Source organism: Pedobacter agri, assembly GCF_032678665.1.
Classification (GTDB): domain Bacteria; phylum Bacteroidota; class Bacteroidia; order Sphingobacteriales; family Sphingobacteriaceae; genus Pedobacter; species Pedobacter agri_A.
Genome location: NZ_JAVTSH010000002.1, coordinates 548,320 through 568,783, shown reverse-complemented (window position 1 = coordinate 568,783; position 20,464 = coordinate 548,320). Strand labels below are relative to the sequence as shown.

The following is a 20,464-nucleotide window of genomic DNA, read 5'->3' as shown; positions in this document are numbered from 1 at the left end:
TTGTTTTATATACATTCATCGAGCATGTAAACGATAGATTCATAGTTTTTTCCTACCGCTTCAGACATGGCAATTTCACAAGTTTTGCCCGAAGAATAATAACCATCATACTCAGCTTTTTTAACTTCATTGGCTTCTGGAAGCGTGGCTGATGCAGTTAATTCAGGAAATAAGAACCCCCGGTCTCCGGCCATGCCGCAGCAACCTGCGTGGAGCGGCATCATCACTTCATTGGCCAATTGGTTCGCGATTTTTACAAATTTACCTTCCAATCCCATCTTCTGTAATGAACAAACGGGATGCAATGCAACTCTATCTTTCTTTTTGAGAATTTTAGCATGCGGAAGCACGTAATCTAAAATGTAGTCCACACTGTCGATGATGATTAGCGCATCAAACTTCCTTTTGTTTTCATCTGTTAAGGATGGTCTGCATTCTTGCAAGGTATAAGTGCAGGAAGTAATATCAAGTACAACCGGACTTTTCCCGTTTCCGCTCCACTCCCATAATTTGCTGATGGTATCATTCACCGTAAAACGGAAAGCATCGTTAAAACCTTTCGAAGAAAAAATCTGCCCGCAACAAGTGCCTGCAATGTTATCAGGAATTTTAAAATCGATGCCCGCCTTTTTAGAAACTGTTATAAAAGTTTCAATGATATTTTTTTGTCCTTCTAGCGTTCCACCCATCGTTCTGCTGATACAGGTGGGATAGTATACTACTGATGGCGCATTTTGTGCGTTTATTTTATGCTGATATTGTGCAAATGATTGGGTGGGTACAATCTGGTTTGACCATAAAGGTACGCCAGGAATGATTTTCTTAAACCCTTTGGTAAGATTAGTCATTGCATTTGCACCAAAAACGTTATTAATGCCTGAAGCTACCGTAATCCCGAGTTTAACGACCGATGTTACCGGTTTAAAGTTTTTAGCAATAGTTAAGGCCAGTCCGTTTGCAAACTTGCTGTGGTTTTCTCTCCTTAAACGCTTTACTAACGAACCCGTATTAATGTCAACAGGACAAGCAGTAGCACACAACCCATCAACGGCGCAGGTATCTAAACCATCATATTGATATTCATCAAGCAATTCTTTGTAGCTACTGTTTTCGTTATTTCGTTTTAACTTCAACAATTCCCTTCTTACTACAATGCGCCTGCGTGGGGTTAGGGTAATGTTTCTGCTTGGACATTTATATTCGCAAAAACCACATTCCATACACTTATCAACCTCTTCCTCTACCTGAGGCAGATCTTTCAAATTTTTGATATGGGCATTTTTATCTTCATTAATAATCACACCTGGATTTAAAAGATGATGTGGGTCAATCAAATCCTTCAAGGCTTTCATCACCTGGTATATTCCTTCGCCCCACTCGGTTGCAACGAAGGGCGCCATATTTCTCCCTGTCCCGTGTTCTGCTTTTAGCGCACCTTTATACTTCTCGGTAACAAGCACTACAACTTCATTTAAAAAGTTGTTATACCGCGTAATTTCAGCTGTGGTATCGAATGCCTGGGTAACCACAAAGTGGATGTTGCCGTCTTTTGCATGACCAAATATAATCGCGTTGTCGTACTGATATTTGCTAAACAATCCATGTAAATCCAAAATGGCATTGCCCAATTCGGCTACAGGAACGGCAATATCTTCTAAAATAACGGTTGTTCCACTTGCCCTAACCGAACCTACTGAAGGGAACATACCTTTCCTGATCTTCCACAAAAAAGCCTGCTCTACCGGATCATTCGTAAACTCAGGTGCAAACATCAGCGCTAACTGATCTACAACTGAAAGAAATTGTGCCGATTTTGCGTCGAGTTGAGCCTGGGTATGATCCTGATATTCTACCAGAAGTACCGCAGCTTCTTCGGGCAGCGATTTCAGTACAGATGGAACACCCTTAATATCTTCAACCGAACGTAACGAAGCACGATCCATTAATTCAACGGCCTCCGCACCTGAAATTGTTAAGGGCACGATGGCATTACAAGCGGCAAAAATATTTGGAAAATATAATAACGCTGTAGTTTTTCGTGGATAATCATCAACAGTGTGAAGTACGGCTTCCGCAATAAAACCTAAAGTTCCTTCAGCACCAACAAGTACATGCGCCAAAATATCTAAAGGATGTTCATAATCGATAAAAGCATTTACCGAATAACCGACCGTATTTTTAGTTTTATACTTGTTTCTGATCAGCTCAAAAATTTCCGGGTTAGTGGTAATTTCTTCTTTTAATGATCGTATACCATTGAAAAGTTCTGGACATTCAAACTCGAAACGTTGATAATCTCCGGCTTGTTCCGTTGTATATTGCTTGCCGTTAGGAAGCACAAACCTGATAAATTTCAAGGTATGGTAAGAATTTTTACTTACACCACAGCACATTCCACTGGCGTTATTGGAAAGAATGCCTCCCATCATGGCCGAGTTAATGCTTGCCGGGTCAGGACCTATTTTTTTACCGTATTTTTTGAGTTCTGAATTAACTACCGAACCTGTAACACCCGGATGTACCCGAACCTGTGCACCATTGTGCTCAACCCTAACCAAATTCCAATACTGGCTTAAGTCTACGAGAATACCATCAGAAACAGATTGTCCTGAGAGACTGGTACCTGCCGTGCGAAAAGTGATTGGAATTTGATTTTGATGCGAAAACGCAAAAAGAGCAATCACTTCATCTATAGCTATTGGCTGAACGACCGCTTTAGGCCGAAGGTAATAAAACCCCGCATCCGAGGCATAAGAAACCAAATCAATTAATCTTGTTTTAACACGATCTTCAGCAATTATTTTGCTAAGCAGTTTTCCAATCTCGTTCATCAATTTATCCAGGATAATTTTCTATGGAAAACAAAGATAGCTTAAACATTCGTGCAATAAAAAAGGATGTTTAGTTTAATCACCCTGAGTTTTTCATCGAAAGAATTTTTGGCTTTGGTTGTAATAGTGATATCGTTGGAATGGTTGACCAATCTTCAAATTTATCCTTTTTCAGAATGATCACCTTAACCTTTGTTATTAAACCTGAAAAGGTATTAGCAGCTTGATTTATTTTCAAAATTTATGGCCTGGTTTTTATGGCATATCACCTTGTGAGGTTAGCGACACGTCAGGAGGTGATTTTGATAACAATTTGTATCCCTTTGTTAAATTGGCTAATTTGCTTGATCATCCTTTAGCTAAATCCTTATGAAAAATTTCTTTTTATTTATTTGCATTCTTCTTTCAAATCAAATCGATGCACAAACCATCAGTTTGAAAAAAGAGTGGGAATCAACAAAACAGCTTCCGGTGACAGAATCAGTAGTTTACAGAACAGATAAAAAAGAACTATACGTTTCTCTTATCGATGGCGAGGGAAATGTGAAAGATGGCAAAGGCGGTGTTGCCATTTTGAATTTAGATGGAACAATCAAAAACGCCACCTGGGTTACTGGCCTGAATGCGCCAAAAGGAATGGCGGCTTATAATGGTAAGCTGTATGTTGCCGATCTGGATGTGGTACACACTATTGATTTAAAGACAGCAAAAATAGTGGAAACCGTGAAAGTGTCAGATGCCGTTTTCCTTAACGACATTGCCATTGATAAAAAAGGAGCAGTCTATGTTTCTGATACCCGGACAAATAAAATTCATCAAATTACGCAGGGAAAAAGCAGCGTTTATCTCGATCAGGTAACCGCAGCCAATGGAATTAAATTTATCAATAACGAACTTCATGTTTTATCAGGTTTTCAACTCCTTAAATTTGATAAAAATAAAAGCAAAACGGTAATAGCTGAAGGATTGGAAAAATCGGGTGATGGTTTGGAACCTCTTGGCAATGGCGACTTCCTTGTAACCTGCTGGGCCGGAATTATTTACCATATCCAAAAAGACGGCACCAAACATAAGCTTTTAGATGTTCAGGGGAAGATGAATACGGCAGACATTTGTTACGATCAATGGAATAAGATGCTTTACGTTCCTACGTTCAATGCCAATTCGGTAATTGCTTACAAAGTTGACTTTTAGCCAATCAGACTTCCACCTATGAAAAAAATATTTGCCTTAACCCTACTGCTATTTACGCTTATTCAACTTTCATTCGTACAAGACAAAAAAACCGTAATAAAAAGAATAGCCACTAAAACTGATAGTGTATGGATGTTAACGTATTTCCGCCAGCGATATCCTACCAAAATAGAGATTAATGAAAAAGGTGAAACCGTAGAAGTTCCTTTACCAAACCCAATGTTGAGTGCAAAACTCCATATTGCGCTATCAAAAGATGGTCGCCATTGGGAAGCATTAAATAACAACGAACCAGTTTGGGATCGTTTTATGCGTGATCAATTTATTCACCGCGGAGCAGACGGAACCTGGCGATTGATTGCGACAGGAGGTGGTGGTGGAACTGAAAACAGAAAAAACTTTGGGCCAAGCGTTACCTATGCCACCTCCAAAAATTTAATCAGCTGGAAATTTGAAAAATACATCCACTTAATGAAAGATGTAAAAGACGATGCGGGAAATTTTGTTGGAAACATCTGGGCACCGGAATTTTATTACGATCAAAAAACACGGGAATACACCATTTTCTGGTCATCTACCTTTAAAGATGCGGGCTGGAAAGAAAGCAGGTTATGGTACTGCAAAACCAAGGATTGGGAATCGTTCAGCCCTGCCAAATTAATGTTCGATCCGCCCTACTCGGTCATAGATGGAACGCTGATTACGCACAAAGGTATTTACTATCTTTTCCATAAAGAAGAAGAGTTTGGCGCAAAAACTGGTGAAAGACGAGGCATTCGGGTGGCAACGGCCAAAAATATCGAAGGGCCTTACCAAGTTTACGAAGGACCTTTGAATAAAGGACAAATCGCCCCGACCATTACCGAAGGACCGAGCGTGATGAAAGACCCTTTAAAAAATGGTTGGCTATTGTTGTATGATTACCCGATGGTTGACCGATATGGCATCTCCTCGTCGATAGATTTATTTAACTGGAAATTAGAAAAAAACACTTCTATGCCAGATGATGCCCGACATGGAAGTGTTTCCAGATTATCAGCTGCCGAAGCCAATGCATTGTTAAAAGCTTTTCCCAGCAAATAAACTAACCTGGCTAAGCCTGATATTGCGCATCGGTTACAGGCTCAAGCCAATTCACCATGCCGTTTTCAGTGTTGATATTGATGGCAAAGTGAACCATCGGTGCATCTGGCGAAGCCCCATGCCAGTGTTTTATTCCCGGCAAAATATTAATCGCTTCACCCGCTGAAAACTTCTGTATCGGTTTTCCTTCTTCCTGGTACCAGCAGGTCCCCTCTTTCACAATTAATATCTGGTTGGAAGGATGCGTATGCCAGTTGTTTCGGCAACCTTGCTCAAAAACCACCTCACTGATGTTGCAATTCGTAATTTCATCGGCTGCAACAAGTGTTTTTAGAAATGCTTTTCCGGTAAAATACGATGCTGGCGCAGGTGTAAAGTCACTATTTATTAAATTTTCCATGATTATATTTGTTTACTGATACCCAAATTTTCGTTTTGATGTAAATCGGGATTTTCTATTGTTGTCGCCACAAATGTGGCAATGCTCTTTCTTGAAATTGCTGTACTAACCTCTGGTTCTCCTTTTTGGGTTAATCCAAAACTGATCTCGTCTGTGTTGGTAAACCAGTCTGGCCGCAAAATGGTATAGGTTAATGTTGAAGCTTCAATAAGATCGGCAAGCTTTCGATATGGCAACAAAACAGGTTTCAAAGGTGTTTCATAAATACCAATTGAACTGATGGCAATAATCCTTTTGACCCCGGTTTCCTCCATTGCCTTTACGATATTGCTGCCCATCACTTCGAGATTTCCAGCTAAATTTACATAAACAATGTCTTGCCCGACAACTGCTTGTTTTACAGCTGAAAAATTCATGGCATCACCTTCTACAATATGATTTTCTTTGATAATTTCTTTTGACAAATTTCTCTGATCACGAACAAATAACGTAAGTTCTATATCCGAAATGACTTGCAGTGCTTCAATTACAACTTTAGCAAGGCTACCGCTTGCACCAAATACGATTACTTTTTTCATCAATAGATTAATTTTTACGTTTTACGATATTGATTTTCTGAAGCCATCTTAATACTTCCTGTTCCGCTTGTTTACGTCTTGCATCTTTGATTGCCAGCAGTTCTCCATCTCTTTCTATGCCACCTTTGGTTGTAAAACCCTCGAGTATATTACTTTCTGGGCACAATGTTTTAACGGTTTCAAAAGTACTGCCAATGCCGTAGCCTGCGTTGGTATTAAATGGAACAATCGTTTTTCCTTTGAAGTTATACTGGCGTAAAAAACTTTTCATTGGTGGTGGCAATGCCATTCCCCAGGTTGGAAAACCTACAAAAACGGTATCGTACTGATCTATATTTTCAATTTTGGTTCTCAGTAAGGGAAGAAATCCAGATTCATTCTCATTCGCAACCTGCGCTACCGTTGTTTTATAATCTGCCGGATAAGGCTTCTGCATTTCTATGGCTACCAAGTCTCCGCCAACCTGCTGCTGAATCATCTCGGCGATGGCTTTAGTATTATTCGTTCTTGACAAATAAACAATCAATACACCTTTACTCCTGATTGTTTTTTGAACAGGTTTTTCCTGAGCATTTGTGCAGGAAAATAAAATACAGAACATGAGCAGCGGAGTAATGATGTTTATTGCCTTCATTTGATGGTGTTGTGTTAATAGTTTATTTTTTAGGTGGTGCTAATCTGGTTCCTGTAATTTTGATTTTAGAAACATCAGCAGTAAGTTGTGATAATTCATCGGCAGTAAACTTGTAATCTATTGACCATAAATTTTCCTGAAGATGTGCCAGTTTTGTAGTGCCTGGAATAGGAATAATCCATGGTTTTTGGGCAAGTAACCACGCCAGCGCCACTTGTGCCACGGTTAGTCCCCTCTCGTTTCCAAATTTGGAAAGTACATCAATAAATGGCCAGTTTGCTTTTACTGCTTCTGGTGCATAACGTGGTAAGCTGCCACGATTATCGTTTCCATCAATGTAGGTTGTTCTTTCATTGATATAACCTGTTAAATATGCCCGACACAGAGGGCTGTAAGGTACAAAACCGATTCCCAACGCTTCACAAACCGGAAAAATATCCTTTTCAGGATCTCTCGACATCAGGGAATATTCCGTTTGAATGGCGGTTAATGGTTGAATACCGTGTGCCTTTCTAATGTCTTCCGGCCCAGCCTCACTTAAACCAAAATGCTTTACCTTGCCTTCCTTAATCAAATCTTTAACTGTTCCTGCAACATCTTCCATCGGCACATTTGGATCAACGCGGTGTTGATAAAGCAAATCAATCACATCAGTGTTTAAACGTTTCAAAGATTGCTCTACAACATCTCTGATGTGAGCAGGTTTACTATTTAAAGCACCCGAAATGAATTTACCATTCTGAATCTCAAATCCGAACTTACTACACAGCGTGATTTTTTTACGGAACGGCTTGATGGCTTCACCCACCAATTGTTCATTAATAAATGGTCCGTAAGCCTCGGCAGTATCGAAAAAATTCACGCCCATTTCATAAGCCTTCCTGATGGTTTCGATCATGTATTTGCGATCAGGAACAAAACTCCTGTTCCACGACATGCCCATGCAACCTAATCCTAATGCCGATACTTCAATACTATTCTTGCCCGTACCCAAAGTACGGCGCTGTAAACCTGAAGGATAACGGTCAAGGTTATCGGTGTTCTCCTGCGCTTGCGAAGCTGCCAAACTTAATGCCGGAGAAAGCAATGCTGCACCGCCTAAAACGGTTCCGGCTTTCAGGAAATTTCTGCGATTTTGATTTTCCATGTGTTTTAAATTAATTCGGTTTCTATGCTGATTTGAGTTGATGATTATTTCCCTACCCTGTTTTGCAAATGCTGTGGATATCTTTCGCCAACGATTTCGATTTCCGTTAGCGATTGCTGGATTTTAGCTAAATCATGCTCCGAAAGCTGAACAGCCGCACCGCCAACATTTTCTTTCAAGCGATGTAGTTTAGTGGTTCCAGGAATGGGTGCGATAAATGATTTTTGAGCCAGTAACCAGGCCAGTGCAATTTGTGCCGGCGTAGCCTCTTTTTCATTAGCAATGTTTTTTAATAAATCAACCAATGTTTGGTTAGCCTTTCTGTTTTCTTCCGAGAAACGGGGCACAATATTTCTGAAATCGTCTTTATCAAACTGCGTGGTTTCATTGATTGCACCGGTTAAAAATCCTTTTCCTAATGGACTAAAGGGCACAAAACCAATTCCTAACGCTTCAAGAGTTGGAATAATTTCTTTTTCAGCATCACGGAAAAACATCGAATACTCACTTTGTAAGGCCGCCACTGGCTGAACAGCATGTGCTTTTCGAATGGTTTCCACGCCTGCTTCTGAAAGGCCCCAATGCTTAATTTTACCTTCTTTAATCAACTCCTGTATAGTTCCCGCGACCTCTTCAATCGGTACGTTTGGATCAACCCTGTGTTGATAAAGTAAATCGATATAATCGGTTTGCAAATATTTTAACGAATTTTCTACTACCTGACGGATTCTTTCCGGGCGACTATCCAAACCTTTGGTGGCATCGCCATCCTGGAAACCAAATTTAGTGGCAATTACCACCTGATCTCTAAACGGCTGCACTGCTTTCCCTAAAAGCATCTCGTTACCACCCTGGCTGTAGGCTTCAGCAGTATCGAAAAATGTAACGCCTAAATCAAAAGCATTTCTAATTAAACTTATTGCTTCTGTTTCATCTGTTGCTGGTCCGTAACCAAATGTTAAACCCATACAACCTAATCCCAATGCCGAAACCGCTAATCCCTGGTTTCCTAATATTCTTTTTTCCATTTTGTTATTTATTTAAGCTGATTATCTTGTTCCTAACCATTTCACAATTGCAGGATCGCGATGATCAAAAAACACGCTTTGTTTCGTATCCAATGCCATAATTGCGTTCATATCTTCAGTAGCCAACTCAAAATCGAAAACATTGATATTCTCCATAATTCGCTCTTTTTTTACTGATTTTGGAATAACTACTACGCCTCTTTGTATCAACCAGCGTAGAATGATTTGAGCAACGCTTTTATTATATTTTGCACCAATAGAAGTCAACAATTCATTACTGAACATATCATTTTTTCCTTCTGCAAATGGACCCCAACTTTCAATCTGAACATCGTTTTCCTGCAGGAATTTTTGTGTTTCTATTTGCTGGTTGAATGGATGTGTTTCTATCTGATTAATGGCGGGTATAACTTCGTTATGCACAATCAAATCCATAATTCTATCCGGATGAAAATTGCTCACGCCAATGGCTCTTATTCTTCCTTCTTTATATAGCCCTTCCATGGCTCTCCAGCTTCCATAAACATCTCCATAAGGCTGGTGAATTAAGTATAAATCGAGATAATCGAGCTGTAGTTTGTTCAGGGAAACTTCAAAAGCTTTTTTAGCCTGATCATAACCCGCACCCGAGATCCAAAGTTTGGTAGTGATAAATAATTCTTCCCGGGCAACACCACTTTTTTTAATGGCATTACCAACAGCTTCTTCATTGCCGTAAGCTGATGCCGTATCAATTAACCTGTAACCCGCTTCAATCGCATCGATCACAGCCTTTTCGCATGCTGCAGCATCATTAATCTGGTAAACGCCAAATCCTAAAACTGGCATTTCAATTCCGTTATTCAGTGTGATATTTTTCATTTCTATTTTTTAAAAATTATATACTATTCCTCAGATAAACCTAACAATCCCCGATATTATCCTCCAAAGATGCATCCTTATCTATACTTGTGATGGATTACGATAATTGATAAGACAAAGTTCGAGATCATTGGTGAGCAAATCGTTATACCAATTACTGCATCTCATACCATTATTACTGATACCGACCACATTGCATGGTGCGCTGCTGTGAAATCGTTATTTTTGTTTAACAAAAGATTTTATGATTATGGAAAGCATTGTACACATTGCAAGTGTAGATCAATACAATAAAATGAGGGGCATGGAAACCCAACATCCTTTAATTACGGTTATTGACTTAGCGAAGGCGAAAGCCATGCCGGCACAAACATTCAATTTTGGTTTATATGCAATTTACCTGAAAGAGCTGAATTGTGGAGAGCTTAAGTATGGCCGCAATCATTACGACTACCAGGAAGGAACTTTAGTATTTGTTGGACCCGGGCAAGTGTTGGGTGTACAGCCAAAGGTTAAAACCTTTGAGCCGAAAGGCTGGGCATTATTGTTCGATCCGGAATTAATTAAGGGAACATCCCTGGGCAGGCATATCCATGATTATTCGTTTTTTTCATACGATGTAAATGAAGCGCTGCATCTTTCAGAAAAAGAAAGGCAACTGGTAATCGATTGCTTTTTAAAAATTCAGTATGAGCTAAATCAATCTATTGATAAACACAGCAAAACATTAATTGCAACCAATATCGAATTATTATTGAATTACTGTATCAGGTTTTACGACAGGCAATTCATTACGAGAGAATCGGCAAACCAGGGCATCCTGGAGCGTTTTGAAAATCTGATTGATTCATATCTGCTATCAGACAAACCGCAATCAATAGGCCTGCCCAGCGTAGCTTATTGTGCTGAACAACTCAACCTATCGGCCAATTATTTTGGCGATTTAATTAAAAAAGATACCGGAAAATCGGCTCAGGAATACATTCAGTTAAAGCTGATGGATGTTGCTAAAGAAAAAATGTTCGATACCCGGAAATCAGTAAGTGAGATCGCTTATGAACTTGGTTTTAAATATCCGCAGCATTTTTCAAGATCATTTAAGCAGTATGTTGGCGTATCGCCAAATGAATACAGAAGCTTGAATTAGAAAGGGCTTAAATAACAAAGCGCCTTAAACATTAAGGCGCTTTGTTTGGTTATTTTTTAACAGGTGCTAAAATGCCAGGATATAAGACACCATCTGTCTGAAGTTTCAAATTCAAGAGTTTGGCAATTAATGGTGCAATATCTTCCTGCCCCATCAATGGTAAAACTGTACCTGATTTAATTCCTTTTCCAAAAGCCACAAAGCCTGTTTGGATCTCTTTAAAATCTGTTGGCAGATAGCCATGCGTACCGCCGCTTACTGAAGCCAGCATATCGCCCTTGGCTGATGCGCCAAAGCTAAAACCCTGGTTCGCTGCGAGCGCCAGAGCCGCTGTAGGATCGCCTTTAGCATTGGCAACGGCAGCTTTATCCAATACATGAAACATATTGCGTATACCAACAGGAAGTTCATTTAATCCTTTTCTTATTTTATCAAGCGTAGCTTTGTCTTTGGCATCTTTGAGGTGTAAAAAAGCAGAACCTCCACTTTGTTGAAAATATGCTTTCCAGTTTTCTTTCTTAGCATCATCATACAATCCTAAATTTGCCAGCATTACATTTGGTTTGAACTGCGTATGGATGTTAACAAAGCCATGATCGCCGGTAATGATAAATGTGGTGTTCTTGCTAATCCCAGCAGCTTCAGCAGCATCAATAATGGTTTTAATGGCCACATCAGCACCTTGGACTGCCGATCTGACTTTGTCGCCATCACGGCCTTGTTCATGTTCAAAATGATCAGTTAAAGCAATGTGTACAGCCAAAAAAGCAGGTTTGTACCTTTTTAAAATGTAAGCGGCCATCCTGGCTTTGTTTTGATCATTGGTTGAATAATCAATGGTTGCACCAAATTCGCCAAATTTTCCAATGGCATAATCCTGCACTTCCTCGTAAAGCTGCTTCGGGTTCGACTCCTGGTACATCGCTTTTATCTCATCCTTTTTCTCACTTTTATCTTTTGGAAGAATGACAAATTCCGGCAAATTGTAATCTATCGGTGCACCCACTGTAACCGGCCAGCTTACCCCTGCGGTAGTTAATCCGGCTTCTTTTGCAGCAGTCCAAATGGTAGGAACTTTAATATCCTTGTAATACCAAAACCATTTGCCCGAAATCCCTAAAGGTTCAACAGGTGTGTTATAATAAATACCATGTTTGGCTGGTAACACGCCGCTTACTATGGTGGTGTGAGAGGGATAAGTTACTGTTGGAAAACTTCCGCGAACACCTTCTGCGTAAGCGCCTGTTTTCATGCCCTGGCGAACATTAACCATGGCCCACTGTGCATCCATGTAAAACTCCGGACGCAAACCATCAACACTAATTAACACTACATGGTTTTCTTGTGCAGAAACCGATCCCCATAACAGGAATAATGAAAATATTACACCAATCTTCTTTTTCATGAATTGTATTTTTGGGCGAAGGTATCCAGCCTAAATGCCTTTTATGTTCATTTTATATTAAGAAAATGTTAGGCAACGAAAAGAATACAAAGCAATCGACCTTAAAAATTAAAGCCCCGATATTCTCGGGGCTTTAATTTGTTATATTCTGTTGGGTTGAAAGAACTTTACGGTTCCATCGCCCTCACTGGCTACAACCAAAAGGCTTCTGCCATTCGGACTATCTTTTGGTTTAACAAACAATACACCTTCTGGCGCATCGCCGGTGGCGAATAACTGTACAAACTTTGCAGACGCCGGATTGGTAACATCGTAAACTGCAATCATATCTACACGTTCTAAACCAATAAATGCCAACGTTCTGCCGTTTACTTCTGCAACAGTTACGCCTTCCACTTCCACACCCTTATTGTCCGATCGTTCATCATCGTACTTACCAGCATCGATTACACGCTGCTCCAAATCTTTTCCAATATTGGCAACTAAAGCCCCTGTGCTGGCGTTAAGAATACTCAAACTTCTTCCACCGGTTGCATAAAGTTCATCGTAATCTCCATCACCATCTGTATCGCCAAAAGCCTTGCTTACCGTTAATCTACCCAGGTTTGCATCAAGCTGTAAGCTGGCAGCAGTTGGAAATTTAGCTGGATCTAATTTTAAACTCTTCACGCGGGCTTCTTCATCGTAACCTTTCCAGGCCCTGGTATCGCCTTCATTAGCCAAAGCTAAATATGAGGTGCCGCCTGTGGTAAAATACGAAATCGCATCAGGAAGATAAAAGGCTTTAATTGGCCAGGTACCCAATGCAATTTTGTTATCCTTGTCACTAACATCAAAAGCATTTTCAGCAAGGCTGATGTCTCTAGTTCCTAAAGGATTAATTTTAGTGATGGTACCTGAAACAATATCAACCTCTGCCACGCCATTGTTTTCCTGTAAAGTAACATAGGCTTTTTTCGAATCGCTGCTTACCGTTATGTATTCCGGTTCGATATCTTGAGCAAAGCTGGCTTTAGGTCCATAAATTCTGAAACCCCCTGCTACCAGCGCTGCTTTCTGAGATTCAAATCCTGCAAAATCTAAAGTTTTAACGCTGTAATTAGATTTTACATTGATGATCGAAACCGTTCCAATCGGATCGATGGTATAATCATCATTTGGCTCGCCTTCATTCGCCGAAAGAATGTAATTTCCATCCGGACTGAAAGTAACCATATCAGGCATTGCGCCAACTGTAATCTTTTTTACTTCTGATAAATCTGATGTTTTTAAAACCACCACATCGCCGTTACCTTGTTTATCAGCACCATCTAAAGCGATGGCTAACAAGCCATTATTTACGGCAACACTGTTGATACCGGCATTACTTGGATAGCTAAGTGTCTTTGCTTTTGTAACCGTTGGGTAATTGGTCAGGTCCAATACCTCAACCTTTGCGCCACCCTCATTACTTACCACAAAAAGTTTCTTTGTACTGGGGTCGTATGCAGAAATTTCAGCTGAAGTTTCACCACCCAAATCAATAGAAGCAGTTTCTTTGAAACTGGCAATATCTTCTGCCACAATTGGCTCGGATTCGTCAATTGGTTCTGAGGTTTTTTTACAAGCGCTGATGGCTACTGCAGCCATTAGCAAGGCAACAAAAAGTTTTTTACGGTTCATGGTTTACATTAATATCTGAATCGCAAAAGTAGAACTGAACAACGTTGGATTTAAGTTCCGTCTGGTTATCAAATCATTAAGAAATTGTGAAGTATTACAAACGGCCGTTAGAAACTGTACTACTCACCATTTTAGAAAACGATTCAGCCTTAATTTTGTAATTGAATAAAAAAAGAGAAGATGAAATTATCAAACAATAAAATTTTAATAACAGGCGGTGCCAGTGGCATAGGCTTAGGACTTACCGAACGATTTTTAAAAGAAGGAAATGAAGTGATTATTTGCGGCAGACGCGAAGAATTGTTGAATCAGGTAGTTGAACAGTATCCTTCAGTAATTGTTAAAACCTGTGATTTATCGAATGAAGCGGAACGCATATCACTTTTTAACTGGATTTCGCAACATCACAGCGATTTAAATGTTTTAATCAACAATGCGGGCATTCAAAATTGGATGAGCATCACTGATGATGACTTTTATGATCGGGCAAGTGATGAACTAACCACAAATGTTTTGGCTCCGGTTCATTTAACAAAATTGTTTATGCAATTGAGCGCTCTGACAACCATTATCAATGTTACCTCAGGATTGGCGTTCATTCCACTATCAAAAGTACCGGTTTATTGTGCTACAAAAGCGTTTATGCGTTCCTTCACCCTATCGTTAAGACACAGCTTAAAATCATCAGCTATTGAAGTGATTGAAATGATTCCTCCTGCCTTGAATACTGATTTAGGTGCAGCTGGCTTACACAACGATTTCCCGCAAGTAAGCGATTTCGTAACATCCATCTTTGAACAATTGAAAGAAGGAAAAACCGAACTTACCTTTGGTACAAGTGCCGACCGAACAAAAGCAAATAATGAGATTATTCAGGATTATTTTAATATGATGAACCCGTAATTTTCGGCATTCATTTCGATGGCTATCTTTGGCTAAAATATTTTAATAAAAATTACCTGTTAATGGAATACACGAGCAGCATCAAATCTTTCGCAAAGCTGAGCCCTGAGGAACTTTACCAGATCATGAAACTTCGTATCGAAGTTTTTATCATTGAACAGCAGTGTTTCTATCAGGATGCGGATGACAAAGACCAGCACTGCCACCATGTGATGCTTTTAAATGGAGAAAATTTAGTGGCCTATGCCAGATTAGTTCCGGCCGGACTTTCATTTAACGAAGTATCGATTGGCAGGGTGATTACCAGTGCTGAAGTTAGAGGAACAGGCGCCGGGAAAATATTAATGAAACTTGCAATAGCGGAATGCAAGAGGCTTTTTGGAGATGTTCCGATTCGTATTGGTGCACAAACTTACACCAAAGCCTTTTATAGTGGGCTTGGTTTTGAAGATACCGAAATCGAGTTTATAGAAGATGGCATACCGCATTTAGAAATGCTTTATAGGTAGACCATCTGAACATTCAATACATAAAAAAGACCGCTTTGAACATTCAAAGCGGTCTTTTTTTACGCTTAAGAGCCAATTAGTTAGGCATTAATACGGTATCAATTACATGGATTACACCATTTTTTTGATTTACATCAGCAATTGTTACGGTACTCATTCCGCCTTTTGCATCTTTCAATACCAATTTCTTGCCATCCATTGAAGCCCAAAGTTTACCACCTTCTACGCTTGTTAACTCTGCTTTGCCGTTTCCAGCTTTGATTGCTGCAGCAATTGCTTTACTGTCCATGTTGCCAGCCACTACATGATAAGTTAAAATTTTTGTTAAGGTTGCTTTGTTTTCTGGTTTTACCAGATTATCAACCGTACCTTTTGGCAATTTATCAAATGCGCTGTTTGTTGGTGCAAATACGGTAAAAGGACCTGCACTCTTAAGGGTTTCTACTAGACCTGCCGCTTTAACTGCTGCCACTAAAATAGTATGATCTTTAGAATTTACTGCATTATCAACGATATCTTTTGATGGATACATGGCTGCTCCGCCTACCATTTTGGTTTTTTCAGTTGATTGTGCCTGAACTGTTGTATTTGTTGCGAAAGCAATAGCTACTATAGCCACTGCAGATAAGAAAATTTTTTTCATGGTTTTTGTTTTTGTTATGTCCTCATTTACGCATAAGCACCAAATACTGGTTTTCTCAAAATCACAATTAAAAATAACGTATTGATTATCAAGTTTTTAAAATTCATTAACAATGACAATACTGTTTGATACATGCAATTTTGAATCATTTCCTGATTGCTTATCTTGATAAAACATCAATTAAAAGTTGATACTTTTTCTAAATTTGCCGAATCTTTGGAAAGATCAGGATAACTGAATAAAAAATTAAATAATGGAAGAGAATGACTTTGTGTCGATTTGGTTGGAAGAAAGTGGAAACCCGGCAATTGAAGAATTAACGAATAAAAACCTTGAAGTAGCGCATCAAACGTCAAATTTACTGGCAGAGAAAAATCTACTTGCTAATGATTTTGCCAGAATTGTAGATATTAATCCAGATGAAATTTCGAGATGGTTAACGGGCAAACATTCTTTCAGTTTGAAAAAATTAAGAGAAATAACCGAAGCATTCGATACGCATTTTTCGGCCAACTAAACCGGAAATCATTTCGAATGCTTACAAAGCGTATAACAAGAAATTAATGCTTTTAATTGGCTATTAATATTAAACTTAAGAACCTCGTTTTAGTGATTTACATTTGTAAAAAACGCAGAACCAGCTAAAAACCGTCGCTAATTTGTGGCGATTAACTTCGCAAAACCTAACAGCGTGAGTTTAAATTACTTTCTTTGCTGGTAAACCAATTGAATCATTTTGGCAACAGCATCTTTAATGCGTCTTGTTCCCTCTTCAGTGCCAAGATTTACCTCGCAAAAGGCGACATTATTGGATTTTGATTGCAGGTTTAGGTAATAAATGCCTGCAATCTGAACGGCTAAAATTGCCCTCAAATCGATGTCTGTGTTTTTAAAATCAACATCTGTAGCTTTAAAGAGTGGTTCGCCTAATTTCTCCCGGTTTTCTAAAAGTGCACTTAAGTTTTCATTATACTCACTAATTTGCCACAAAATCATTTTTTGCAAATCTGCGGAACCATCTACCGCATCGTATAACGTATGTAAGATTTGTACAATTTCCTTTTCGCCAAGATTTTTTTCTGATGTGGCCGCAATCTCCCGCACTTTCGGAGCCACTTTAGTCATCCAGTAATCCCTGCTATTCAGATATTCTTCAATAAGGTTATTAAGGTTGCCAAAATAGTGTACCACCAGTTTCCGATCTACATTTGCCTTTTTTACGATATTATTCATCGTTAATCCGGCGTAGCTTTTCTCTTTAAGTACTTCACCTACCGCATCAATCATTTTTTGCTTGGTGCGCTCTTTATTTCTGATGGGGCCTTCAGCCACCTTTCTCTGATGTTCACTTTTTTGATTGCTCATGGGTTAGGAATGATGATGATGAGTAACAAAAATAAAATAATTCCAAGAATTAGGAATAATAAATTTAATTCCTACTTTTAGGAATTACAAACAAAACAAACTATTTATAAACCAGACATGAGTATTAAGGATTTTTTTTCGGGCATTATAAAACCAAATCCAGCACAAAATGCAGAAACTAAAAAACGACTAAAGGAGATCTTTTTAAAATCTACCGGCAAAATCGAACTTGGTGATATCATCATATTATATGGCAATTTCGAAGGAGAATCAAAAATTCCATTCATTAAAATTAACTGGGCAAACAGCTACATCATAGGTTTTAACAAGATTGGGACCTATTTAACCCTCGTTCCCTTTAAAAATGATTTTTCTCAGTTTGGTGACCCGATCAACCTGCTTCCAGATAATCTGCAACAATTCAAGAAATCTTTTATAGCGCAAGGTTATGTATTTGTAGACAATGACGACAACAGCTTTACCATGAACGTTTCGAAATTTACTGGTAACCTCACCGCAATGTTAAGCCAAAACCAAATTGCAATAGATCAGGAAGAAGAAGTAGCGCAGTTCGCAGACTTCTATCACTTGATAAAAAGATAAGGCGATCGCCAATGATGCACTGAATCATCAAAAAAGTAACCAGAAATAAATAACTAAACAAAATATATCAAAAATGAAAAAAGTAAACCTTTTAATTAGCGCCATAGCACTGGCTGCTACGCTATCTTCCTGCGGATCAGACACTGTAATTATTCAAAACGAAGGCGGAGGAAAAGCAGTAAAAGAAATTATTGCAAAAAACTTCGACCCGGAAAAGCAAGTACAAGAATTAGAAATTAAAGCTAAAGAAGAGCTTTATGGTGAGTTAGGCGAGATAAAAATTGTTTACTGGGAGGGCGAAAAACAAATGGAACATGTGTACAGTGTAGAAAAAGGACTTCAAGCGCCTAAAGAAACCTTTGCTTCTGAGCGTAAAATGAATTTTCAGTTGCAAAAAACAAAAACAATGGCTGTAAAAGAATTTGATGTAGAGCCAATCCCAAACAAAGTTAACGAAGCCATTTTACTCTTACCTAAAGAAAGTGATACGCACAATTTATATGAGTATAGCTTTTCATTTGATAAGGATGGAAAAGCTAAACAGAACTTCAAAATTAACGTAACCAAAAAAGGTGAGGGAAAAACTCAAACAGGAAGAATGGTAAGAACAAACTATTACGAGTTTAACTTTGCAGTAGATGAGCGTGGTAAAGTAGTAGCTGTAGAAACTCCATAACAACCTTTACAAAGTTGACTAAACTTTTTTAACCTAAAGCTTAAGTAAATCAGGGGCCTTTTATACATGATAGTTGCTACAATATATTTAGCATGACAACCAGGCCACCACAAGGGTACAGAATCCAGAATAGCAATAAAAACCTACGATGAAGAAGGTATTATGACATCAATTAAAACAACTTTTTTGAGCTTCGCACTTGCAGCTACAATGGCAAGCTGTACCAGTAAAGGCGAACCGCACAAGCCTGGCGAAATATTAGTTCCTCAACAAATTAGAACATTGGCAATCAATCAATCAATGAACGGGAAATTGGTTACCATAGAAGGATATGCCTCTTTTTGTGGAGCATTTAGTAGCGTTACCGTGGGCAAAAAAAACAAAATGACCATTTATGCAGATGGGTTTTGCAAAGGAGATAAACTGATTGATGCCCAGATCGCCTTTGGAGGCAATTCGATCCCATTAAGTGGCGAAGAGCTTCGTAATTACGCCCAAGCCGACAAATCTTTCGAGAACAGTACACTAAAATTTATAACTGATGATTATCAGGAAATTGTAAACGGTAAATTAAAATTTAGCGGAATAATTATCTACAACGGAAAAGACTACCATCTAGACAGCGTAACCATTCACAAATAAAACTTAAAACGATGCAAAGTAAAGGAGCAAAAATCGCATTTATCGTAATACTAATTGCTTTTGCAATTGGTGCATATTGGTTTTATAACCATGGCCCATTTGCCGAAATGAATAATGAGGCAAAAAAGGCTTACCAGAATTATGTTAAAACAGAAGCCACGATTGTTAGTCAGGAAAGTAACGGTCGTATCGGAAAAGGTGCAAATACCATCTGGACAATGCAATTCAAAAACGTAAAAGGAGAAGTTGTTACCGCGACAATGGACAAAAATGCGCTTCCAACAAAAGAAAACGGTGATAAGGTAAACATTTATTATAACGCTGAAAACCTTAATGCAATTATTAGTGAAGAGCACTATAATGAGGTGATGCATTAGGAAAGGTTGGCACCCTGATTATTTCTCTGGTTTAAGTCTTTCAATGTAAGACTTAAACCATTTTTAGAACATTAGCCATAAATACTCAGTAATATTAGCCAGGTGATGAATCCCACTGGCGCCAGTATTGCTGCGCTGATAAAAAAGGATTTAACCCACTCTTGCTTGTCCATAATTAAAAAAACAATTCCGGCAATAATGTTCAATACGACTTGTATAAACATACAAAAGCCCATGCCAATGGCTATACTGAATCCCCGATCACTTGCAGCCGAGCTAAAAACGATCAGAAAGGCATACAATGCAAATATGAATAAATTAATCCCTATGATTTTAAACATTGTTTAATTGCTAATGAAAAACATTGACCTAAACTATTTATTGAAATGTCAAACCCCGAATAAATGTTTTCAAAGATTTTTCTTTTATCACTGACATCTATCAATTAAGAAATTGCCCGCATCATTTTCGATTGGCTCAATCATATCTATAGCTTAACAAAACAAAACCTTTAAAGTTTACACACTGTAGTTTAGCTCAATAGCCAAATTTATGAGCTGTTATTTAATTTTATAACGTACACTTCGGGATTTCGGAGCCCTGACTCCTTCAAAACCACCCTGTATAACCACCTAAAAAAGCTCATTGCATTGCAATTAAGAAATACGGATAAATTACTTTGGTTGGTAGGTAGAAACATCAGCTAGGGTAAATAGCCGAAACATCATAACCCATTCAGTATAGATAGGGAATTTAAAACATTTTTAAACACATGC

At 38.7% G+C, this 20,464-nt stretch carries 22 protein-coding genes; 10 read left to right on the top strand and 12 right to left on the bottom strand.

The window, feature by feature from the left end:
* Positions 1 to 5: 5 nt before the first annotated feature.
* The gene (locus R2Q70_RS06070; RefSeq protein ID WP_316806743.1) at positions 6 to 2,831 is read right to left on the bottom strand and encodes an FAD-binding and (Fe-S)-binding domain-containing protein; all 2,826 of its coding nucleotides are present in this window, start codon (positions 2,829 to 2,831) and stop codon (positions 6 to 8) included.
* 369 nt (positions 2,832 to 3,200) lie between these two features.
* On the opposite strand from R2Q70_RS06070, the gene R2Q70_RS06065 reads away from it, so the two are divergent.
* Both R2Q70_RS06065 and R2Q70_RS06060 read left to right on the top strand, forming a co-directional pair.
* A complete protein-coding gene (locus R2Q70_RS06065) occupies positions 3,201 to 4,025 on the top strand; it encodes an ATP-binding protein (protein ID WP_316806742.1) in 825 nt (274 codons plus the stop codon).
* 18 nt (positions 4,026 to 4,043) lie between these two features.
* A complete protein-coding gene (locus R2Q70_RS06060; RefSeq protein WP_316806741.1) occupies positions 4,044 to 5,108 on the top strand; it encodes a glycoside hydrolase family 43 protein in 1,065 nt (354 codons plus the stop codon).
* 10 nt (positions 5,109 to 5,118) lie between these two features.
* Here the strand turns inward: R2Q70_RS06060 and R2Q70_RS06055 are convergent, their stop codons facing one another.
* Genes R2Q70_RS06055 through R2Q70_RS06030 form a run of 6 tightly spaced genes read right to left on the bottom strand, consistent with a single transcriptional unit; the run spans position 5,119 to position 9,756 of the window.
* Positions 5,119 to 5,508 carry a cupin domain-containing protein gene (locus R2Q70_RS06055; protein ID WP_316806740.1) on the bottom strand — a complete coding sequence of 130 codons (390 nt, stop codon included), beginning with the start codon at positions 5,506 to 5,508 and terminating at the stop codon, positions 5,119 to 5,121.
* Between the two features lie 2 nt (positions 5,509 to 5,510).
* Positions 5,511 to 6,086 (bottom strand): NAD(P)H-binding protein, encoded by a 576-nt coding sequence (locus tag R2Q70_RS06050; RefSeq protein ID WP_316806739.1) that lies wholly within the window; start codon positions 6,084 to 6,086, stop codon positions 5,511 to 5,513.
* 7 nt (positions 6,087 to 6,093) lie between these two features.
* The gene (locus R2Q70_RS06045; RefSeq protein WP_316806738.1) at positions 6,094 to 6,720 is read right to left on the bottom strand and encodes a flavodoxin; all 627 of its coding nucleotides are present in this window, start codon (positions 6,718 to 6,720) and stop codon (positions 6,094 to 6,096) included.
* A 22-nt stretch (positions 6,721 to 6,742) separates the two neighbouring features.
* Entirely contained in the window at positions 6,743 to 7,867 is a 1,125-nt protein-coding gene (locus tag R2Q70_RS06040; protein WP_316806737.1) for an aldo/keto reductase, read from the bottom strand.
* Between the two features lie 44 nt (positions 7,868 to 7,911).
* Positions 7,912 to 8,895 (bottom strand): aldo/keto reductase, encoded by a 984-nt coding sequence (locus tag R2Q70_RS06035; protein WP_316806736.1) that lies wholly within the window; start codon positions 8,893 to 8,895, stop codon positions 7,912 to 7,914.
* 21 nt (positions 8,896 to 8,916) lie between these two features.
* A complete protein-coding gene (locus tag R2Q70_RS06030) occupies positions 8,917 to 9,756 on the bottom strand; it encodes an aldo/keto reductase (RefSeq protein WP_316806735.1) in 840 nt (279 codons plus the stop codon).
* A 250-nt stretch (positions 9,757 to 10,006) separates the two neighbouring features.
* Between R2Q70_RS06030 and R2Q70_RS06025 the strand changes: the two genes are divergently transcribed.
* Positions 10,007 to 10,903, top strand: a complete 897-nt coding sequence (locus tag R2Q70_RS06025; RefSeq protein WP_316806734.1) for a helix-turn-helix transcriptional regulator — start codon at positions 10,007 to 10,009, stop codon at positions 10,901 to 10,903.
* A gap of 49 nt (positions 10,904 to 10,952) precedes the next feature.
* Here the strand turns inward: R2Q70_RS06025 and R2Q70_RS06020 are convergent, their stop codons facing one another.
* Positions 10,953 to 12,308, bottom strand: coding sequence for an ectonucleotide pyrophosphatase/phosphodiesterase (locus R2Q70_RS06020; RefSeq protein WP_316806733.1), 1,356 nt, complete (start codon positions 12,306 to 12,308; stop codon positions 10,953 to 10,955).
* A gap of 141 nt (positions 12,309 to 12,449) precedes the next feature.
* Entirely contained in the window at positions 12,450 to 13,970 is a 1,521-nt protein-coding gene (locus R2Q70_RS06015) for a choice-of-anchor I family protein (RefSeq protein WP_316806732.1), read from the bottom strand.
* 180 nt (positions 13,971 to 14,150) lie between these two features.
* On the opposite strand from R2Q70_RS06015, the gene R2Q70_RS06010 reads away from it, so the two are divergent.
* Positions 14,151 to 14,873, top strand: a complete 723-nt coding sequence (locus R2Q70_RS06010; protein WP_316806731.1) for an SDR family oxidoreductase — start codon at positions 14,151 to 14,153, stop codon at positions 14,871 to 14,873.
* Positions 14,874 to 14,935: 62 nt separating this feature from the next.
* Positions 14,936 to 15,382 carry a GNAT family N-acetyltransferase gene (locus tag R2Q70_RS06005; RefSeq protein ID WP_316806730.1) on the top strand — a complete coding sequence of 149 codons (447 nt, stop codon included), beginning with the start codon at positions 14,936 to 14,938 and terminating at the stop codon, positions 15,380 to 15,382.
* A gap of 76 nt (positions 15,383 to 15,458) precedes the next feature.
* Here the strand turns inward: R2Q70_RS06005 and R2Q70_RS06000 are convergent, their stop codons facing one another.
* Complete coding sequence (locus R2Q70_RS06000) at positions 15,459 to 16,025, bottom strand: fasciclin domain-containing protein (RefSeq protein ID WP_316806729.1); 567 nt, start codon at positions 16,023 to 16,025, stop codon at positions 15,459 to 15,461.
* A gap of 253 nt (positions 16,026 to 16,278) precedes the next feature.
* Here R2Q70_RS06000 and R2Q70_RS05995 point away from each other — a divergent pair, with 253 nt between their 5' ends.
* The gene (locus R2Q70_RS05995; RefSeq protein ID WP_316806728.1) at positions 16,279 to 16,542 is read left to right on the top strand and encodes a helix-turn-helix transcriptional regulator; all 264 of its coding nucleotides are present in this window, start codon (positions 16,279 to 16,281) and stop codon (positions 16,540 to 16,542) included.
* A 185-nt stretch (positions 16,543 to 16,727) separates the two neighbouring features.
* Here the strand turns inward: R2Q70_RS05995 and R2Q70_RS05990 are convergent, their stop codons facing one another.
* Complete coding sequence (locus R2Q70_RS05990) at positions 16,728 to 17,390, bottom strand: TetR/AcrR family transcriptional regulator (RefSeq protein WP_316806727.1); 663 nt, start codon at positions 17,388 to 17,390, stop codon at positions 16,728 to 16,730.
* Between the two features lie 117 nt (positions 17,391 to 17,507).
* Between R2Q70_RS05990 and R2Q70_RS05985 the strand changes: the two genes are divergently transcribed.
* From R2Q70_RS05985 to R2Q70_RS05970, 4 genes are all read left to right on the top strand, one after another.
* Entirely contained in the window at positions 17,508 to 17,993 is a 486-nt protein-coding gene (locus R2Q70_RS05985; protein WP_316806726.1) for a hypothetical protein, read from the top strand.
* 73 nt (positions 17,994 to 18,066) lie between these two features.
* A complete protein-coding gene (locus R2Q70_RS05980; protein WP_316806725.1) occupies positions 18,067 to 18,669 on the top strand; it encodes a hypothetical protein in 603 nt (200 codons plus the stop codon).
* 186 nt (positions 18,670 to 18,855) lie between these two features.
* Positions 18,856 to 19,311 carry a hypothetical protein gene (locus R2Q70_RS05975; RefSeq protein ID WP_316806724.1) on the top strand — a complete coding sequence of 152 codons (456 nt, stop codon included), beginning with the start codon at positions 18,856 to 18,858 and terminating at the stop codon, positions 19,309 to 19,311.
* 11 nt (positions 19,312 to 19,322) lie between these two features.
* On the top strand, positions 19,323 to 19,688 hold the full coding sequence (locus tag R2Q70_RS05970) for a DUF3592 domain-containing protein (protein WP_316806723.1): 366 nt from the start codon (positions 19,323 to 19,325) through the stop codon (positions 19,686 to 19,688).
* Positions 19,689 to 19,759: 71 nt separating this feature from the next.
* Here R2Q70_RS05970 and R2Q70_RS05965 read toward each other — a convergent pair whose 3' ends face one another.
* Positions 19,760 to 20,029, bottom strand: a complete 270-nt coding sequence (locus R2Q70_RS05965; RefSeq protein ID WP_316806722.1) for a hypothetical protein — start codon at positions 20,027 to 20,029, stop codon at positions 19,760 to 19,762.
* Positions 20,030 to 20,464: the final 435 nt, after the last annotated feature.

Excerpts from the sequence above, each read along its gene's own strand:
- R2Q70_RS06070 (WP_316806743.1), bottom strand. The coding sequence starts at position 2,831 with ATGAACGAGATTGGAAAACTGCTTAGCAAAATAATTGCTGAAGATCGT.
- R2Q70_RS06065 (WP_316806742.1), top strand. The coding sequence starts at position 3,201 with ATGAAAAATTTCTTTTTATTTATTTGCATTCTTCTTTCAAATCAAATC.
- R2Q70_RS06060 (WP_316806741.1), top strand. The coding sequence starts at position 4,044 with ATGAAAAAAATATTTGCCTTAACCCTACTGCTATTTACGCTTATTCAA.
- R2Q70_RS06055 (WP_316806740.1), bottom strand. The coding sequence starts at position 5,508 with ATGGAAAATTTAATAAATAGTGACTTTACACCTGCGCCAGCATCGTAT.
- R2Q70_RS06050 (WP_316806739.1), bottom strand. The coding sequence starts at position 6,086 with ATGAAAAAAGTAATCGTATTTGGTGCAAGCGGTAGCCTTGCTAAAGTT.
- R2Q70_RS06045 (WP_316806738.1), bottom strand. The coding sequence starts at position 6,720 with ATGAAGGCAATAAACATCATTACTCCGCTGCTCATGTTCTGTATTTTA.
- R2Q70_RS06040 (WP_316806737.1), bottom strand. The coding sequence starts at position 7,867 with ATGGAAAATCAAAATCGCAGAAATTTCCTGAAAGCCGGAACCGTTTTA.
- R2Q70_RS06035 (WP_316806736.1), bottom strand. The coding sequence starts at position 8,895 with ATGGAAAAAAGAATATTAGGAAACCAGGGATTAGCGGTTTCGGCATTG.
- R2Q70_RS06030 (WP_316806735.1), bottom strand. The coding sequence starts at position 9,756 with ATGAAAAATATCACACTGAATAACGGAATTGAAATGCCAGTTTTAGGA.
- R2Q70_RS06025 (WP_316806734.1), top strand. The coding sequence starts at position 10,007 with ATGGAAAGCATTGTACACATTGCAAGTGTAGATCAATACAATAAAATG.
- R2Q70_RS06020 (WP_316806733.1), bottom strand. The coding sequence starts at position 12,308 with ATGAAAAAGAAGATTGGTGTAATATTTTCATTATTCCTGTTATGGGGA.
- R2Q70_RS06015 (WP_316806732.1), bottom strand. The coding sequence starts at position 13,970 with ATGAACCGTAAAAAACTTTTTGTTGCCTTGCTAATGGCTGCAGTAGCC.
- R2Q70_RS06010 (WP_316806731.1), top strand. The coding sequence starts at position 14,151 with ATGAAATTATCAAACAATAAAATTTTAATAACAGGCGGTGCCAGTGGC.
- R2Q70_RS06005 (WP_316806730.1), top strand. The coding sequence starts at position 14,936 with ATGGAATACACGAGCAGCATCAAATCTTTCGCAAAGCTGAGCCCTGAG.
- R2Q70_RS06000 (WP_316806729.1), bottom strand. The coding sequence starts at position 16,025 with ATGAAAAAAATTTTCTTATCTGCAGTGGCTATAGTAGCTATTGCTTTC.
- R2Q70_RS05995 (WP_316806728.1), top strand. The coding sequence starts at position 16,279 with ATGGAAGAGAATGACTTTGTGTCGATTTGGTTGGAAGAAAGTGGAAAC.
- R2Q70_RS05990 (WP_316806727.1), bottom strand. The coding sequence starts at position 17,390 with ATGAGCAATCAAAAAAGTGAACATCAGAGAAAGGTGGCTGAAGGCCCC.
- R2Q70_RS05985 (WP_316806726.1), top strand. The coding sequence starts at position 17,508 with ATGAGTATTAAGGATTTTTTTTCGGGCATTATAAAACCAAATCCAGCA.
- R2Q70_RS05980 (WP_316806725.1), top strand. The coding sequence starts at position 18,067 with ATGAAAAAAGTAAACCTTTTAATTAGCGCCATAGCACTGGCTGCTACG.
- R2Q70_RS05970 (WP_316806723.1), top strand. The coding sequence starts at position 19,323 with ATGCAAAGTAAAGGAGCAAAAATCGCATTTATCGTAATACTAATTGCT.
- R2Q70_RS05965 (WP_316806722.1), bottom strand. The coding sequence starts at position 20,029 with ATGTTTAAAATCATAGGGATTAATTTATTCATATTTGCATTGTATGCC.